Consider the following 17,188-nt stretch of genomic DNA (forward strand, 5'->3'; position numbering starts at 1 on the left):
ACAGGACGTCGGCGAGAGCCGGGCCGCGCCACGGATGGCGCGTCCTGGCGGTCCGCAGAAATCCTGAAGGAGCGAAGGCACCGCGAAGCGGCGGGTGGGCAGGACGGGAGCCCGGGGTCAAGGGGCCGCGGCGGCTGGCGGCCCCTTGTCGGTCGCCCGCACCGGGCAGGCTGAAACTCCAGGCCGCCTGGCGAGCGAAACCCTCTCAGCGCTTCATAAGCTGTCAGCGACTCAAACCTTCTCAGTGCCTGAAAAGACTTCTCGCACAAGCATCAATTATCGGTATCCAAAGCAATAAAAACGCCTGAGCAGGCGCAAATCTCAAAGCGGGGGAGTTGGGCGGCCTTCCCACCCGCTGAGCGGATGAGGGATTTCCGGATGAGCCGACAGGACGTCGGCGAGAGCCGGGCCGCGCCACGGATGGCGCGTCCTGGCGGTCCGCAGAAATCCTGAAGGAGCGAAGGCACCGCGAAGCGGCGGGTGGGCAGGACGGGAGCCCGGGGTCAAGGGGCCGCGGCGGCTGGCGGCCCCTTGTCGGTCGCCCGCACCGGGCTGGCTGAAACTCCTGGCCGCCTGGCGAGCGAAACCCTCTCAGCGCTTCATCAGATGTCAGCGACTCAAACCTTCTCAGTGCCTGAAAAGACTTCTCGCACAAGCATCAATTATCGGTATCCAAAGCAATAAAAACGCCTGAGCGGGCGTAAATCTCAAAGCGGGGGAGTTGGGCGGTCACCCGCATCGGGCTGGCTGAAACTCCAGGCCGTCTGGCGAGCGAAACCCTCTCAGCGTTTCATCAGCCGCTTTCCCACCACCGCCCAGCCGCGCAGGCAAAAAAAAACGGCACAACAGGCCGTAACCTGTTGTGCCGCACGCTCAACGCTGACGCGCTGTTACGAGGCCAGCGACAGCGTCGGCTTGGCCTTCGCCGCCAGCCACTCAGCGATACGGGCCTGCTGAGCTTCGTTGAGCCACATACCTTGCTTGGTGCGGCGCCAGATAGCGTCGTCGACTTCACGCACCCATTCATGCTGAACAAGGTAACGCAGTTCGGCCTCATAAAACTCGTGGCCAAAGTTCTCACCCAGATCTTCCAGCGACGTTGCATCGTTGAGCAGCAGTTCCGTGTTGCTGCCGTAAGTGCGGGAATAGTGGCGCGCCATGTTTTCAGTAATAAACGGATAACGGCGGCGCAGGCTGGCAGCGTAGTCATCACTGGTGCCAGAGATATTACCGCCGGGCAATACGCAGTTCTTCGTCCAGGCCGGGCCAGCCTTGGGATAATACTTCGCCAGTTTCTCCATCGCATGCTCAGCCAGCTTGCGATAGGTCGTTAATTTACCGCCAAAGACCGACAGTAATGGCGTTTTACCGTTTTCATCACGGACGTCCAGCGTGTAGTCACGGGTGATGGCCTGCGGCGAATCCGATTCATCATCACACAGCGGGCGCACACCGGAATAGGTCCAGACGATATCGTCAGGCGTTAACTGCTTTTTAAAGTGGCCGTTGTACACTTTCAGGATGTAGTCGATTTCGTTGTCGTCAATAGCGACATTTTTCGGATCGCCTTTGTATTCCACGTCGGTTGTGCCGATGATGGAAAACTCGTCCATCCACGGAATGACAAACACAATGCGGTTATCTTCGTTTTGCAGGATATAAGCCTGCTTCTCGTTGTGAACGCGTGGCACCACGATATGGCTGCCTTTAATCAGGCGGATACCGTAAGGCGACTTCAGCGCCAGTCCGTCGTCAAAGAATTGCTTAACCCAGGGGCCGGCTGCGTTGACCAGACCTTTGGCCTGCCAGGTCAAGGTTTTGCCGCTGTCAATGTCTTCTGCTTCGACCATCCACAGGCCATTTTCACGCCACGCGCGGGTAACGCGGGTACGGGTGCGCACTTCACCGCCATGCTTAACCACTTCCTGCGCATTGAGGACGACCATACGGGCATCATCGACCCAGCAGTCGGAATACTCGAAACCACGTTTAATTTCAGGCTTCAGCGCCGAATCCGGCCCAAAGGTCAGGCTTTTACTGCCCGGCAGGCTGGTGCGTTTGCCCAGGTGGTCATACATGAACAGACCGGTGCGAATCATCCAGGCCGGGCGCAGATGCGGACGGTGCGGCAGGCGGAAACGCATCGGGAACGCGATATGCGGTGCCATTTTTAGCAGCACTTCGCGCTCAGCCAGCGCTTCACTTACCAGACGAAACTCATAATGTTCAAGGTAGCGCAGGCCACCATGAATCAGTTTTGAACTGGCGGAAGAGGTCGCGCAAGCCAGGTCCCGCGCCTCTAGCATTAACACCGACAGTCCGCGTCCTGCAGCATCTGCTGCGATGCCAGCACCGTTGATGCCGCCGCCGATAACGATCAGGTCTTTGGTTTCCACGTTGTCTCCTCCGATGTTCGGAATAGTTCACTTATGTTCGTTTTCGAGCATAATCATAATCGCAAACCAACATTGATGCCAGTATTTAACCGCTTAAAAACAATTTTGCGTGATATGGATAACATTATGTGTGCGGAAAGGTGAGTAGCCACAATTATTGTCAGGTTATTGCCGAGGATTATCGGGTTACACTAGCTGTCATTTTGATGATGAAACATGATGAGAGACACCATGGAAACCTACCAATGTATCGATGTTCACCAGGCGCAGGCGCATCTTGAGCAGGGCGCAGTGCTGGTGGATATTCGCGATGCGCAAAGTTTTGCACTCGGCCATGCCCGCGGCGCCTTGCATTTGTCGAACAGCAACCTCAATGATTTCATCAGCACCACTGACATGAGCCTGCCTGTACTGGTGATGTGCTATCACGGCAACAGCAGTAAGGGTGCGGCGGACTATCTGCATGGTCAGGGATTTGCCACGGCTTACAGTATAGATGGCGGATTTGACGCCTGGCGCGCCGCCTTTCCTCAACAGGTTGCCAGCGGCGCTGAATAAATAAGCGGGCGTAACACGGAGAGTGAGTAATGCGCATTACCCAATTTAATCAGCCGCGCATGGCGCAGGCTTTTGTTGACTACATGGCGACGCGTGGCGTGAAATTGCGTATTGAGCATGAAAGTCACTATGTCATTGTGCTGGATGATGAAAGTCAGCTTTCAATGGTCGAAAACGAACTTCAGGCGTTCGTGCGCGATCCCAATCATCCGCGCTACCAGGCAGCGAGCTGGCAAAGTGGTAAAACCGACAGCGGCCTGCGCTATGAGCGCAGCAACATCTGGGCAAACATACGTGAGCGGGCCGGACCATTGACGACCGTCGTGATGCTGGCCTGTATCGCCGTCTTTATTCTGATGCAGGTGCTGGGCGATCGCACCGTAATGTACTGGTTAGCCTGGCCCGATGCCGATCAGCACTTTGAGGTCTGGCGCTGGTTTAGTCATGCTTTGCTGCATTTTTCGCTGCTGCATATCCTGTTTAACCTGATGTGGTGGTGGTATCTCGGCGGAGCGGTAGAAAAACGGTTAGGCAGCGGCAAACTTTTTGTCATTTTACTGATCTCCGCCCTGCTCAGTGGCTGGCTGCAGGCAAAGTTCAGCGGCATCTGGTTTGGTGGTCTGTCCGGCGTGGTCTATGCATTAATGGGATATTGCTGGCTGCGTGGCGAACGCGATCCTGAGAGTGGTATCTGTCTGGAGCGCGGGTTAATCGGATTTGCCCTCGTCTGGCTGGTGGTCGGCTGGTTTGGGGCCTTTGGTCTGGCCATCGCCAATGCCGCGCACGTGGGTGGGCTACTGGTTGGCCTGGCGATGGCATTTGTTGATACGCGCAAGAAAAAACGCTAGTCACAACGAAGAAGAATAAGCCCGAAACAGGAGAGGAATGTGAAGCAGACGCAACGTCATGACGCCATTATTGATCTGGTTCGGCGTCAGGGATATGTCAGTACTGAGGAGCTGGTCGACCATTTTGAAGTCAGCCCACAAACGATTCGTCGTGATTTAAACGACCTTGCCGATCAAAATAAAATTCAACGGCACCATGGTGGGGCGGCTTTGCCCTCCAGCTCGGAGAACACCGCCTGGCAGGACCGTAAAATGATGTGGTCGGCCGAAAAAGCGCGCATTGCCCAGCGCGTTGCCAGCCAGATTCCCGACGGCGCAACGCTGTTTATTGATATCGGCACCACGCCGGAAGCGGTGGCGCATGCGCTGCTGGGCCACAGCGATCTGCGCGTGGTGACGAACAACCTGAACGTAGCCATGCTGTTGATGGGCAAACCGGACTTCAGAGTCATTATTGCGGGTGGCGAAGTACGTACCCGTGACGGCGCGGTCATGGGCGAAGCGACGCTGGACTTTATTTCACAGTTTCGCCTTGATTACGGCATCCTCGGGATTAGCGGCATTGATATGGACGGATCACTGCTGGAGTTCGACTACCACGAGGTGCGCACCAAGCGCGCCATCATCGAGAACTCACGCTGTGTCATGCTGGTTGTGGATCACTCGAAATTTGGACGTAATGCCATGGTCAACCTGGGCAATATGAGCCAGCTTGATTATCTTTATACCGATAAAATGCCGCCCGCCAGCGTCATGAAGGTGATTGAACAGCACGACGTTCACCTCGAACTTTGCTAATTCCTGCCCGCCAGTGAGTAAACTGGCGTTTTTTACCTCAGTCTGTCGCTTTTTCCCGCACTCACGTATTTAATTAAAACGGTCGCTGGCCATGTTGCCGGCCCATGCGCATGCCATGTTTACCTTACCCATATGGATACAAAGGGAGTGATATGCCACAGCAGAAATTCAATAAATCCCGCTTTCAGGCTGCATTAACCCGCCAATGGCAACATCTTGGCTACACCTCCGCCAGGCAAATGACGCCGCATCAGTGGTGGCAGGCACTCAGTGCCGCAATGAATGATGTGATCAGTGTGCAGCCCACCTCCCGATCCCTCTCGCCACAACGTCATGTGAACTATCTGTCGATGGAATTTCTGCTGGGACGTCTTACGGGCAATAACCTGCTTAATCTGGGCTGGTTTGATGAGGTAAAAGCTCTGCTGGCTGAACATCAGGTTGAGCTGAGCGAACTGCTGGAAGAAGAGGTCGATCCAGCCTTAGGTAACGGCGGCCTGGGAAGGCTGGCGGCCTGTTACATGGACGCCATGGCGACGGCAGGCCAGCCTGCAACCGGACATGGGCTTAATTATCAATATGGTCTGTTCCGCCAGCGTTTCGCAGAGGGCAAACAGGTTGAAGAACCGGATGACTGGGAACGCGACACCTATCCCTGGTTTCGCCATAACGCAGCGCTGGATGTGCGTGTCGGGCTGGGTGGAAAAGTGATCAAGCGCGATGAAGGTCGCCTGGAATGGGTACCTGCCCTTTATCTTCGCGGGGAAGCCTGGGATCTGCCGATCACGGGATACCGTAACGGGGTGACGCTGCCGTTACGGCTGTGGAAAGCCAGCAGCGAACATCCTTTTGACCTGACGTTGTTTAACGATGGTAAGTTTTTACAGGCTGAACAGCAGGGGATTGATGCCGCCAGCCTGACCAAAGTGCTTTATCCCAACGATAATCACCCACAGGGAAAACGCCTGCGCCTGATGCAGCAATATTTTCAGTGTGCCTGCGCAGTGGCGGATATTTTGCGACGTCATCATCAGGCAGGGCGCAGAATCCATGCCCTGCCAGACCATGAAGTGATCCAGCTAAACGATACGCATCCCACCATCGCTATACCGGAAATGCTGCGTGTATTGCTGGATGCGCATCAGCTGAGTTGGGATGAGGCCTGGCATATCACCAGCCGCGTGTTTGCCTATACCAATCACACCTTAATGCCTGAAGCGCTGGAATGCTGGGATGAAAAGCTGATGCGCAGTGTGCTGCCGCGTCATATGGTCATTATCAAAGAGATCAATCGCCGCCTGAAACAGCAGGTTAAACAGCGCTGGCCAGGTGATAAAGCGATATGGAAGAAGCTGGCAGTGGTGGCCGATGGTCAGGTGCGCATGGCAAACCTGTGCGTGGTGAGCGGTTTTGCAGTGAATGGCGTGGCGGCCCTGCATTCCGGCCTGGTCGTGACCGATCTTTTCCCCGAGTACCATCAGCTTTGGCCGCAAAAATTCCACAATGTCACGAACGGCATCACGCCGCGCCGCTGGATTAAGCAGTGTAATCCCGCACTGTCGAGCCTGATTGACGACACGCTTCAATGCGAATGGGTCAGTAATCTGACGGCCTTACAGGGCCTGGAGCCCTGTGCGGATGATCCTGCCTTCCGTGAGCGCTTCCGTGCTGTTAAGCGCCATAACAAAGCGCGTCTGGCTACCTACATTGCGCAGCGCACCGGCATCCTCGTTAATCCAGAAGCGATCTTTGATGTGCAGATCAAGCGGCTGCATGAGTATAAGCGTCAGCATTTAGGCCTGTTGCATATTCTGCACTGCTATAAACGCGTTCGCGATAATCCCGATGATGCCAGCATGATTCCCCGCGTGTTTCTCTTTGGTGCCAAAGCCGCACCGGGTTATTACCTGGCAAAAAACATTATCTATGCCATCAACAAGGTGGCAGACGTGGTGAATAACGACCCGCTTGTTGGCGACAAACTCAAAGTCGTCTTTATGCCGGATTACCGCATTACGGCAGCCGAATACCTGATCCCTGCTGCCGATCTGTCGGAGCAGATCTCCACAGCGGGCTACGAAGCCTCAGGCACAGGCAACATGAAGCTGGCATTAAATGGCGCACTCACTATTGGCACGCTGGATGGCGCGAATGTAGAAATCGCCGAACAGGTCGGCGAAGAGAACATCTTTATTTTCGGCCATACCGTGGATGAGGTTAAGGCGCTTAAAGCGGCAGGTTACAAGCCGCAAAAGATCCGCAAGCATAACAAAGAGCTGGATGAATTACTGACGTCTCTGAAAAAAGGGAAGTTCAGTAATGGCGATAAGCATGCATTCGACCTAATGTTGGAGAGTCTGACAAAAAATGGCGATCCCTGGCTGGTGCTGGCGGATTATCAGGCTTACGTCGATGCGCAAAAACGCGTTGAGGCGTTATGGCGCGATCAGGAAGCCTGGACGCGCGCCGCCATTCTCAATACGGCACGAGCCGGGTTTTTTAGTTCGGATCGTTCGATTCGGGACTACCAACAGCGCATCTGGCAGGCGCAACGCTAAGGAATTGCGATGACATCCTCTTCACTTGATAAAGCCGCACTGGCGGCAGGAATAGCGCTGACGTACTTCAATGCGAACGGTGAACCGGAAGCGATCAGCGATGAGACAAAGCGTGCCTTGCTCGCCGTGATGGAAAACCCGCAGAAAGCCAGCAAATCACCGCTGCCGCCTGTTGTGGTCTTCAGCGGTAATCGCCAACGCGTGCTGGCGCCACAGATTGACGGTCGCATAAGCTGGCAGTTGCAGACAGAGAAAGGCAAAACTTTTAGCGGAACACTCGAAGGTGGTGCGCCCTTTACGCTGCCTTCTCCTCTGGGACAGGGTTATCACCAGCTTACCCTGAGCAAGGGCAAGCGTACGTGGCAGACGAGAGTGATCGTCGCGCCGCGCCGCTGTTATCTCCCCCCGGCCTTGCGTGCCGGAGAGAAACGCTGGGGCGCGCTGGTTCAGCTTTATACCGTGCGTTCAGCAACAAACTGGGGCATTGGTGATTTTGGCGATCTGGAATATTTGCTGGAGCAGCTTGCCGCGCGCGGTGGTGATTTTGTCGGCCTGAATCCCCTGCACGCGCTCTATCCGGCCAGCCCCGCTTTTGCCAGCCCTTACAGTCCGTCGTCCCGTCGCTGGTTAAACATTATCTATATCGATGTGGCACAGGTAGAGGATTTCCAGCAGAGCCGCGCGGCGCAAAAGTGGTGGAAAAGCGCGAAAACCCAAAAAGCACTCAGCAAGGCCCGGGAAAGTGAGTGGGTGGATTACGATGCAGTGATGGCGCTGAAGCTGACGGCGTTGCGCCATAGCTGGACTCAGTTCCAGGCCCGGCGTGCGGAAGATGAGCAGAAACAACGCTTTGCCGAATTTATCCAGCAAGGGGGCGACAGTTTGCGCTATCAGGCCGTTTATGACGGTCTGCAGGCAGACATGCAGCGTGAAGGCTCCGCGCTGACAGGCTGGCCTGCCTGGTCCGAAAGCTGGCGTGACTGCCGCTCCGCGGAGGTGCAGAACTGGTGCGAACAGCACGGCGAGGAGATTGCTTTCTGGCAGTGGTTGCAGTGGCTGGCGCAGCAGCAGTTTTCGCAGTGCTGGGCGCGCAGTCAGGCGCTGGGTATGAGTGTCGGCCTGTACCGCGATCTGGCCGTCGGCGTAGCAGAAGGCAGCGCTGAAACCTGGCACGATCCAGAGCTCTACCGGCTGAAAGCGTCCATCGGCGCGCCGCCCGATCGGCTTGGTCCGCTGGGCCAAAACTGGGGGCTGCCGCCGATGGATCCCCATGTTCTGCAGGCCAGAGGTTATCAGCCCTTTATCGACATCCTGCGTGCGAATATGCGTGACTGCGGCGCGCTACGTATCGACCACGTAATGGCGCTTCTGCGCCTCTGGTGGGTACCGGCGGGTGAAACGGCGGATAAAGGGGCATATGTGGCTTATCCGGTTCACGATCTGTTAGGTATTCTGGCGCTGGAAAGCCACCGACAGGGCTGTATGGTGATCGGCGAGGATTTAGGTACCGTGCCTGAAGAGATTGTCAGTCTGCTGCGCGACAGTGGCGTCTTTTCGTGGAAAGTGTTGTGGTTTGAACAGGGCAGGCAGGGCCAGTATCGCGCGCCCCGGGCCTATCCACGGCAGTCAATCGCCAGCGCCAGCACGCACGATCTGCCTACATTGACAGGGTTCTGGAGTGGCGGCGATTTGCAGCTTGGCGAGGAGCTTGGGCTTTATCCCGATAAAAAAACTGTCCTCAACCTGCAGCAGCAGCGACTGAAGCAAAAGCAGGCGCTGCTCGATGCGCTACATAAATCGGGCGCGGTGCCGGCGCGGAGCGCAAAACAGGCGGCGTCGCTGGCGATGACGCCCGGTCTGAATCAGTCTGTGCACCGTTTTCTGGCGGATACCAACAGTGCACTGCTTGGGTTGCAGCCTGAGGACTGGCTGGGCATGACCACGCCGGTTAACGTGCCGGGCACCGTCGATCAATATCCCAACTGGCGTCGCAAGCTGGTGCAGCCACTGGAAAGCATCTTTGCCGATGATGACGTCAATAAGCTACTGAAAACCGTGACTAAACGGCGAAAGGCGGGATAACGGGAACGCGCGACAGCCGGGCTGTCGCGCGTAAACATCAGTAGAACGAGTGCTCGCCACGCTGGTGCTCAGTAATATCGCGCACGCCTTTCAACTGCGGGAAGGCTGCCAGCAACTCTTTCTCAATGCCATCCTTCAGGGTAACGTCGATCATCGAACAGCCGTTACAGCCGCCACCAAACTGCAGGATAGCAAAACCGTCGTCGGTGATTTCCATCAGCGAAACGCGTCCGCCGTGTCCGGCCAGCTGTGGGTTAATCTGCGCCTGTAAAAGGTACTCCACGCGCTCAACCAGTGGCGCATCGTCAGAAACCTTGCGCATCTTAGCGTTAGGCGCCTTCAGCGTCAGCTGCGAGCCCAGGTTATCGGTGACGAAGTCAATTTCAGCGTCTTCCAGATAGGGCGCGCTCAGTTCATCAACATACGCGGACAGTTTTTCAAACTTAAGTTCAGTATCCGTGGCTTCAACCGCATCGGGTGGGCAGTATGACACGCCGCATTCGGCCGTTGGCGTACCCGGATTAATCACGAATACGCGAATCTGGGTGCCATCTTCTTGTTTAGACAGCAGTTTTGAAAAATGCTCTTGGGCAGAATCAGTAATTCGGATCATGTCAGTTGCTCAATAGTTGACTAATTTAGTTGGTTATAATACGCCCATCATTCGGGCTCTACAAGGTACGGCACAGGCACCAGATGTGCACGCTGGCTGCGCCTTGCGCCCGGAGCAGCCGGCTGATTTCTTTGACCGTACTGCCGGTGGTGACCACATCATCGATCAGGGCGATATGGCGTCCGGTGACATCGGCTTCAAGATGAAACGCTCCTCGCAAGTTGCGACGACGCTGGCGGGCGCTTAAGTGATGCTGAACGGCACCTGCGCGCCGTCGGTATAACGCCGGACTGAATGCACAGCCCAGCCAGTGAGCCAGGGGTGCGGCCAGCAAGGCCGTTTGATTGTAGCCGCGCCACCAGCAGCGTCGTGAATGCAGCGGAACACACATCAGCAGATCGGGACGGCTCGTCCGTTTGCTACGGTACGCATTCAACCAGCTTAACAAAAGCAAACGCGCCAGCATCACCCTTAGTGCGGTTGTCCCGGAGAATTTTAACTGGTTTACCCATGTGCTGAGCGGGGGCTGCCAGGCGCTGACGCAGACTAACGTCTGCCAGGGCGGCGGGTGACGCAGGCAGCGCCCGCAGGTCAGGTTGCCAGAGGCGGCAGGCAGACCGCACACCGGGCATAACGGGGGCAGGCGGGGCAACTGGCGCAGACAGACACAGCAAATGCCGTGCCGGGCAAGACGTAGCGGCAACTGGCATAGCCAACACAGGGCGGGCATTGGTAGCATAGTGGCCTCCTTATTAATGAATGATGGAAGCATAACGGATGAGCTCACTTTACTGGCATACCTGCGGCGAAGGAGATAACGATCTTGTGCTGCTGCACGGTTGGGGACTGAATGCGGAAGTGTGGCAAAACATCGTGCCGCGACTCAGCACGCATTTCCGTCTGCACTTAGTGGATTTACCCGGTTATGGCCGCAGCCAGGGATTCCCGGCGATGTCGCTGGAAGCGATGGCACAGGTGCTTGAGCCGCATCTGCCCTCGCGCGCCACTGTACTGGGCTGGTCTCTGGGCGGGCTGGTTGCCACGCAGCTGGCGTTGAGCGTCCCCGAACGATTACGTGCCCTGATTACCGTCGCCTCGTCACCTTGCTTTACCGCCCGCGATGACTGGCCTGGGATTGCCCCTTTAACCTTACATAACTTTCAGCAGCAGCTGAGTCAGGACTTTCAGCGTACCGTTGAGCGTTTTCTGGCTCTGCAAACCATGGGCTCGGAAAGCGCCCGCGCCGATGCACGCCAGCTGAAAGACATTGTGCTGTCACAGCCGATGCCCGACGTAGCGGTGCTGAATGGTGGCCTGCAGATTCTGAGCGAATGCGATTTACGTGACAGGCTTGCCACGCTTTCACTGCCTTTTCTGCGCATCTATGGCGCGCTGGATGGTCTGGTACCCCGTCGCATTGCGCAACAGCTTGACCAACAGTTACCGGCATCGCCTTCTGTTGTGACAGACAAAGCCGCACATGCGCCGTTTATTTCTCATCCTGACGCCTTCTGCCAGCATATTATTTCATTTATCAGCGGATTAGACAGTTAACCCAGACCGTAACTGGCAAATTTCTGTGTAGCGGCAATACTTGATGAGTGAGCAAGGCCGCTGCACTTCTATGCGATTAGTCAGGGAAATGACTATGCCGTTCGATATAGCCTTAAGCGATTTGCGGCTGCTTACATCTCAACAATGGATCATGAATGAGGGTAGACAAATGAAGGTTATGAAATGGGTAGTTGCATCAGTGATGATGGGCGCAGTGTCATTTTCTGCACTGGCGGCGAAAGAAGTCACCAAAGAAGAAGTGCAGAAGATGAATCTGACCAAAATTGGTACCGTAAACACCACGGCAGAAACCACCTCGCCAATGGATGCCAAGAAGAAGCTGTCAAAAGCAGCGGATGAGAAGGGCGGCAAGTACTTCCGGGTGATCGCGGGCCGTGAGCACGGTAAGTTCAGTGCAACTGCGGAAGTGTACAAGTAATTAGCGTAGCCACATGAATTGCCAGGCATCCAGCACCACAGGCTGGGTGCCATCCACCTTCTCACCTCTGATCACATCCTGAAAAAGGCGCGCTTCGGGTAACTGCGCTTTAACCTGTCTGCCACTGAGATTAAATACACACAGTAACGCATCGCCGCGGGCGGGCTCATCACGCTTCATTATTAACAGCGCATTGTCACTCTGAAAGAGCTGCATCGGATTATCAGGATGGAAAGCGGCCAGACGGCGACGCTGCTGAATCAGTTTACTCAAATGCGTATAAACCTGATGGCGTAAACCGTTCCTGTTTGCCAGCGCGTCTTCAATCTCCGGCATCGCATATTTTTGCCGGTTGATCGCCCGGTTATGGCCGGCTTCGCGTACGCCCTCATAATCGTTACGTGCACCCAGTATGCTCTGGATATAAATGGCGGGTACGCCCGGAAACGCCAGTAAGATAGCGTGCGCTAACATAAAGCGTTTGAGCCGCGTTTCATCGTCATCGCCTTCACGGTTGAGCGCGTCGAAATAGGTCACGTTGATTTCATAGGGGCTGGTTGTGCCATCAGGATTATTTTTGTACGAGATCAGCGCACCTTCCAGCGCCAGATCGCGCACCAGGGCGGTAATTTCCACTTCAGATAAAATACCGCGTGCCGGATTCAGGCCAATACCATCGTGCGATGCCAGGAAATTGAAAAAAGTGGTATTGCCATTGCCTGTCGTAAGGGTACTGGCCCATTGGCGTAACGCACGCGCCGAGCCGGTGTGGATGGCGTGCAGCACCAGCGGCGGCAGCGAGAACTGGTACACCATCTGGGCTTCATCATAACCCTTGCCGAAATAGCTGATGTTGTCTTTATGCGGCACATTGGTTTCAGTAATGATCACGGTGCCCGGTGCAACCTCGTCGGCGATGGCACGAAACAGTTTGACCAGCAGATGCGTTTTTTCGAGGTGAATGCACGTGGTGCCGGGTGTTTTCCACATATAGCCCACTGCATCCAGCCGTACGTAATCGGCTCCACGTTTCAGGTAGTCGAGCAGGACCTCAACCATGCGCAGCAGCACGTCAGGGCTGGCAAAGTTCAGGTCAATTTGATCGGCGCTGAAGGTGGTCCAGACAAAACGAATGTCACCGTTTGCCAGCGTGAACGGGGTGAGCAAGGGCGACGTCCGTGGCCGCGTTACCGCACTCAGATCGGTAGTGGGCGGCAGGCTTATAAAAAAATCATCCCAGCCCGGATCCTGTGCAAGATAATGCTTAAACCATGCGCTGTGCGCCGACATATGGTTACAGACAAAATCGAACATCAGTCGTGTTTCCTGATGCAGCAGGGCAATGTCATGCCAGTCGCCACATAACGGATTGACCTGATGGTAATCGATGACGGAAAAACCGTCGTCGGACGAATAAGGATAGAACGGCAGAAGGTGCACCAGTGGAAAGGTCGACTGCAAATGCTGCTGATAAAAGCGTGAGAAAGTGCGGAGCGTAGGCGTATTCGGTTCGCGAAACTGATCGGCATAGGTAATCAGTACGACATCCTGTTCGTCCCAGTGCGCTTTACGTGGCAATTTTGTGGTATCGCGAGCGTCTGCAATCAGGACGAGCAGGCGTTCACGTAAAGCCTGTGGAAAGGCATCGGCATAAATCGCATCGAGTAAAGCAGTGATTTTTTCCATTTTAAGGGGCTGCCACAGCGGGTGTCGTTATTATCACGGGCGTCTTTTTAGCGTAGCGTCAGGGTGAGGATTTTCAACTTAATCGCACGCGCAGCCAGCGAAAGGGCGCAATGGCTTGCTGGCAGGCAAAGCCTGGCGGAGGGCTAAGAACAGCGTAAAGGGGAAGAGAGGGTGAAGCGTCGCCTCCTTCCGCACCGGGAAAGAGGCGACGTAACCGCCGTTAACTAGCGCTTCTTACCGAAGGCCGCAGCCAGGGCATCACCCATGGCGCTGTTACCTGCTGGCTGACTGGCGGGACGCGCCCGGCCTTTGTTCGCTGCGGGACGTCTTTCCTCACGTGCCGTGCTGCTCTTACCACTGCGGGCATGGCCTTCACCCGGCTGCTCGTCAAGACGCATAGTAAGCGCGATACGTTTACGCTGCAGATCCACTTCCATGACTTTGACCTTGACGATGTCGCCCGCCTTCACGACCTGATGCGGATCGTCCACAAACTTATCGGACAGGGAAGAAATATGGACCAGCCCGTCCTGATGAACGCCAATATCCACGAAAGCACCGAAGTTAGTGACGTTAGTGACCGCACCTTCCAGCACCATGCCCGGCATCAGGTCGTTCAGGGTTTCCACGCCTTCCGCGAACTGCGCGGTTTTAAACTCAGGACGGGGATCGCGGCCAGGTTTTTCCAGCTCTTTCATGATGTCAGTCACGGTCGGCAAGCCGAAACGCGCATCGGTAAAGTCCACAGCGTTCAGATTCCGCAGGCTGGCCGGATTGCCCATCAAATCGGTCAGGGCCTGTTCCGTGGCCGCCAGAATGCGCTCGACGACCGGATAGGCTTCGGGGTGAACCGTAGACGCATCCAGCGGGTTATCGCCGTGATTGATACGCAGGAAGCCTGCGCATTGCTCAAAGGCTTTCGGCCCCAGGCGGCTCACCTTGAGTAACTGCTGACGATTCTGAAAACGCCCGTTTTCGTCACGCCAGCCGACGATATTTTGCGCCATCATGCGCGTCAGACCTGCTACGCGCGTCAGCAGCGGTACGGAAGCGGTATTCAGATCAACGCCGACAGCATTCACGCAGTCTTCCACGACCGCATCCAGCTTTTTCGCCAGCTGACTCTGGCTGACGTCATGCTGATACTGGCCTACACCAATGGATTTCGGGTCGATTTTCACCAGCTCGGCAAGCGGATCCTGTAAGCGGCGGGCAATGGAAACCGCCCCGCGCAGGGAGACATCCAAATCCGGGAACTCCTGCGCCGCTAACTCTGACGCGGAGTAGACCGATGCGCCCGCTTCGCTGACGATCACTTTTTGCGCCGTGACCTGCGGGAACTGCTTTTGCAGATCAAGGAAGAAACGTTCGGTTTCACGTGAAGCGGTACCGTTTCCGATCGCCACCAGTTCGACCTGGTGCTTCACGCACAGCGCCGCCACGGCCGCCGCCGCTTTCGCGGCCTGGCCAGTATGGGGATAAACGGTATCGGTGGCGACCAGCTTGCCGGTGGCGTCAACGACGGTAACTTTCACGCCGGTACGCAGGCCCGGATCCAAGCCCATAGTGGCACGCATGCCCGCAGGTGCCGCCATCAACAGATCGTGCAGGTTGCGTGCAAAGACGTTGATGGCCTCATCTTCGGCCCGCTCGCGAACCGTGCCCATCAGCTCAGTTTCCAGATGCAGCATCACCTTGATGCGCCAGGTCCAGCTGACCACAGCCTTGCGCCAGCTGTCGGCGGGCGCGTTATTCAGTCTCAGGTTCAGGTGTTCGGCAATCAGGGTTTCGCCATGACTTTCGCGCGGTGGCTCATCAAATTGCGGATCGGCATTCAGCGACAGTTGCAGCACGCCTTCGTTACGTCCGCGCAGCATCGCCAGTGCACGGTGAGACGGTACGGTATGCAGCGGCTCATGGTGGTCGAAATAGTCGCGGAATTTCGCGCCCGCTTCCTCTTTACCTTCCACCACTTTCGATACCAGATGGGCATTCTTCCACAAATAGTGGCGTACTTTAGCCAGCAGCGCGGCATCTTCAGCAAAGCGCTCCATCAGGATATAGCGCGCGCCATCAAGGGCTGCGCGCACATCGGCGACACCGTTATCGGCATTCACATAACCGGCAGCCAGCTGCTCCGGATCGTGCGAGGGATCCTGCCACAATGTCTCGGCCAACGGCTCCAGACCGGCTTCGATGGCGATTTGCCCACGGGTGCGGCGTTTGGGTTTGTAGGGCAGGTAAAGATCTTCGAGTTCTGTTTTGCTGAGCGTTGCATTGATGGCCTGAGCCAGGTCGTCGGTGAGTTTTCCCTGTTCCTCAATGGATTTCAGGATGGCCTGCCTGCGTTCAGCGAGTTCACGCAGGTAGCCGAGGCGGGTTTCCAGCTGGCGGAGTTGCGTATCATCCAGACCGCCCGTCACCTCTTTACGATAACGTGCAATGAATGGCACGGTATTCCCTTCATCCAACAGGCGGACGGCGGCGTCAACTTGCTCGGGGCGCGCCTGGAGCTCACTTGCAATTAGCTGGCTAAGAACATTCATCATCGGACTATTATGCTTTCTGGGTTGAGAAATAGCCGATAGTTATACGGATTGATGGGCGAAAATGCCAGAGAATGGGCCTGCTTTCAGCGATATTCTGAATCAGGCTTCAATATAGCTAATTTCATTAACATACCAGGCGGCCGGCCCGGCTGGCGTCTCAACAATGGCCATATCACCGACCGCTTTTTTTAACAGCGCACGGGCCATCGGCGAGTCAATCGAGATGTAATCCTTACGGCCAAAAATTTCATCGTAGCCCACGATACGAAAGCGTTTCACTTCACCGTCGTCATTCTCGACTTCCACCCAGGCACCAAAAAATACTTTGCCGTCCTGTTGGGGCGAATAATCCACAATACGCAGTTGCTCAAGACTTTTGCTGAGATAGCGGACGCGGCGGTCAATCTCGCGCAAACGCTTCTTATTGTACTGGTAATCGGCATTTTCACTCCGATCGCCCAGGCTGGCAGCCCAGGTCACTTTTTTGGTGACCTCGGGTCGCTCTTCCCGCCACAGATAATCGAGTTCAGCTTTTAAGGTGTTAAAACCTTCACGGGTAATCAGTCGCGTTCTCATGTACTGCAGCCGGTCAAATCAAAAGAGCTTCAGTGTAAAGCAAATCCGGTGTGACGAAAAAGGGGGCGAGAAAAGGGTTTTTAACAGGCTAAAAACCCTTTTACTGCGCTTCACGCTCAGGGAAGCACAATGAGGCGAGGAGGCTGACTTATTTACCCGCTTTGGTCGACGTCGTGGTTGAGGTGCTGCTGCTGTTACCATCACCGCCGCCACCGCCACCGCCTGCGGTCGCCAGCGCTACGCCCAACAGCGCGCCAATGGCACCAATACCGATGGCATTGGAGTTGCCCTGAGCGGTTGTGGTGGCCTGTGCACCGGCGGCTTCACCGGCTGCAGGGGCGGCATAACTTTGGCTGATGCTGAACAAGGCCAGTACGCTCAGCAGTAAGATCGTTTTTTTCATGTTTTCCCCGTAAAGCGACAGATTGGCGTTGCTTTAGTCTGGGTGATATCAGGCAGTACGCAAAGTGAGCTTTACTGATTGATTTATTGGACTTTAGCTGCAAGTGGACTCATTAAAAGCGGATCTCA

General features: G+C 55.8%; 14 protein-coding genes. 7 read left to right on the forward strand and 7 right to left on the reverse strand.

What is annotated here, in order from left to right; translation table 11 throughout:
- Positions 1-890: 890 nt before the first annotated feature.
- Entirely contained in the window at positions 891-2,396 is a 1,506-nt protein-coding gene (gene glpD, locus GC090_RS01685; RefSeq protein WP_164482661.1) for a glycerol-3-phosphate dehydrogenase, read from the reverse strand.
- Between the two features lie 231 nt (positions 2,397-2,627).
- On the opposite strand from glpD, the gene glpE reads away from it, so the two are divergent.
- The 5 genes from glpE (at position 2,628) to malQ (ending at position 9,240) form a co-directional block, all read left to right on the forward strand.
- Positions 2,628-2,954 carry a thiosulfate sulfurtransferase GlpE gene (gene glpE, locus GC090_RS01690; protein WP_006121025.1) on the forward strand — a complete coding sequence of 109 codons (327 nt, stop codon included), beginning with the start codon at positions 2,628-2,630 and terminating at the stop codon, positions 2,952-2,954.
- Positions 2,955-2,983: 29 nt separating this feature from the next.
- Positions 2,984-3,802: a rhomboid family intramembrane serine protease GlpG gene (glpG, locus tag GC090_RS01695; protein ID WP_006121024.1), complete on the forward strand. Its 819-nt coding sequence runs from the start codon at positions 2,984-2,986 to the stop codon at positions 3,800-3,802.
- Between the two features lie 39 nt (positions 3,803-3,841).
- A complete protein-coding gene (locus tag GC090_RS01700; protein ID WP_006121023.1) occupies positions 3,842-4,600 on the forward strand; it encodes a DeoR/GlpR family transcriptional regulator in 759 nt (252 codons plus the stop codon).
- A 152-nt stretch (positions 4,601-4,752) separates the two neighbouring features.
- On the forward strand, positions 4,753-7,158 hold the full coding sequence (gene malP / locus GC090_RS01705) for a maltodextrin phosphorylase (RefSeq protein ID WP_324020742.1): 2,406 nt from the start codon (positions 4,753-4,755) through the stop codon (positions 7,156-7,158).
- A 9-nt stretch (positions 7,159-7,167) separates the two neighbouring features.
- Complete coding sequence (gene malQ, locus GC090_RS01710) at positions 7,168-9,240, forward strand: 4-alpha-glucanotransferase (RefSeq protein ID WP_324020744.1); 2,073 nt, start codon at positions 7,168-7,170, stop codon at positions 9,238-9,240.
- Between the two features lie 37 nt (positions 9,241-9,277).
- Here the strand turns inward: malQ and nfuA are convergent, their stop codons facing one another.
- A complete protein-coding gene (nfuA, locus tag GC090_RS01715; protein WP_033741605.1) occupies positions 9,278-9,853 on the reverse strand; it encodes a Fe-S biogenesis protein NfuA in 576 nt (191 codons plus the stop codon).
- Between the two features lie 58 nt (positions 9,854-9,911).
- Complete coding sequence (gene gntX, locus GC090_RS01720) at positions 9,912-10,592, reverse strand: DNA utilization protein GntX (protein WP_324020746.1); 681 nt, start codon at positions 10,590-10,592, stop codon at positions 9,912-9,914.
- Between the two features lie 38 nt (positions 10,593-10,630).
- On the opposite strand from gntX, the gene bioH reads away from it, so the two are divergent.
- Together bioH and GC090_RS01730 are read left to right on the forward strand one after the other, a co-directional pair.
- On the forward strand, positions 10,631-11,407 hold the full coding sequence (gene bioH, locus GC090_RS01725; protein ID WP_033741601.1) for a pimeloyl-ACP methyl ester esterase BioH: 777 nt from the start codon (positions 10,631-10,633) through the stop codon (positions 11,405-11,407).
- A gap of 169 nt (positions 11,408-11,576) precedes the next feature.
- Positions 11,577-11,846: a YdgH/BhsA/McbA-like domain containing protein gene (locus tag GC090_RS01730; RefSeq protein ID WP_033741618.1), complete on the forward strand. Its 270-nt coding sequence runs from the start codon at positions 11,577-11,579 to the stop codon at positions 11,844-11,846.
- Here GC090_RS01730 and GC090_RS01735 read toward each other — a convergent pair whose 3' ends face one another.
- The 4 genes from GC090_RS01735 to yjbE form a co-directional block, all read right to left on the reverse strand.
- Positions 11,847-13,532: a sugar phosphorylase gene (locus GC090_RS01735; RefSeq protein WP_054632969.1), complete on the reverse strand. Its 1,686-nt coding sequence runs from the start codon at positions 13,530-13,532 to the stop codon at positions 11,847-11,849.
- Between the two features lie 224 nt (positions 13,533-13,756).
- Positions 13,757-16,081, reverse strand: coding sequence for a Tex family protein (locus tag GC090_RS01740; RefSeq protein WP_324020748.1), 2,325 nt, complete (start codon positions 16,079-16,081; stop codon positions 13,757-13,759).
- Between the two features lie 99 nt (positions 16,082-16,180).
- Entirely contained in the window at positions 16,181-16,657 is a 477-nt protein-coding gene (gene greB, locus GC090_RS01745; RefSeq protein WP_033741594.1) for a transcription elongation factor GreB, read from the reverse strand.
- Positions 16,658-16,805: 148 nt separating this feature from the next.
- A complete protein-coding gene (gene yjbE, locus GC090_RS01750; RefSeq protein ID WP_324020750.1) occupies positions 16,806-17,060 on the reverse strand; it encodes an exopolysaccharide production protein YjbE in 255 nt (84 codons plus the stop codon).
- Positions 17,061-17,188: the final 128 nt, after the last annotated feature.

The organism is Pantoea sp. JZ29 (assembly GCF_035190385.1).
Lineage (GTDB): Bacteria > Pseudomonadota > Gammaproteobacteria > Enterobacterales > Enterobacteriaceae > Pantoea > Pantoea stewartii.

Bases quoted from the DNA above. Each gene is read 5' to 3' on its own strand.
- glpE (WP_006121025.1), top strand. From the start codon at position 2,628: ATGGAAACCTACCAATGTATCGATGTTCACCAGGCGCAGGCGCATCTT.
- glpG (WP_006121024.1), top strand. From the start codon at position 2,984: ATGCGCATTACCCAATTTAATCAGCCGCGCATGGCGCAGGCTTTTGTT.
- malP (WP_324020742.1), top strand. From the start codon at position 4,753: ATGCCACAGCAGAAATTCAATAAATCCCGCTTTCAGGCTGCATTAACC.
- malQ (WP_324020744.1), top strand. From the start codon at position 7,168: ATGACATCCTCTTCACTTGATAAAGCCGCACTGGCGGCAGGAATAGCG.
- nfuA (WP_033741605.1), bottom strand. From the start codon at position 9,853: ATGATCCGAATTACTGATTCTGCCCAAGAGCATTTTTCAAAACTGCTG.
- gntX (WP_324020746.1), bottom strand. From the start codon at position 10,592: ATGCTACCAATGCCCGCCCTGTGTTGGCTATGCCAGTTGCCGCTACGT.
- bioH (WP_033741601.1), top strand. From the start codon at position 10,631: ATGAGCTCACTTTACTGGCATACCTGCGGCGAAGGAGATAACGATCTT.
- GC090_RS01730 (WP_033741618.1), top strand. From the start codon at position 11,577: ATGAAGGTTATGAAATGGGTAGTTGCATCAGTGATGATGGGCGCAGTG.
- GC090_RS01735 (WP_054632969.1), bottom strand. From the start codon at position 13,532: ATGGAAAAAATCACTGCTTTACTCGATGCGATTTATGCCGATGCCTTT.
- GC090_RS01740 (WP_324020748.1), bottom strand. From the start codon at position 16,081: ATGATGAATGTTCTTAGCCAGCTAATTGCAAGTGAGCTCCAGGCGCGC.
- greB (WP_033741594.1), bottom strand. From the start codon at position 16,657: ATGAGAACGCGACTGATTACCCGTGAAGGTTTTAACACCTTAAAAGCT.
- yjbE (WP_324020750.1), bottom strand. From the start codon at position 17,060: ATGAAAAAAACGATCTTACTGCTGAGCGTACTGGCCTTGTTCAGCATC.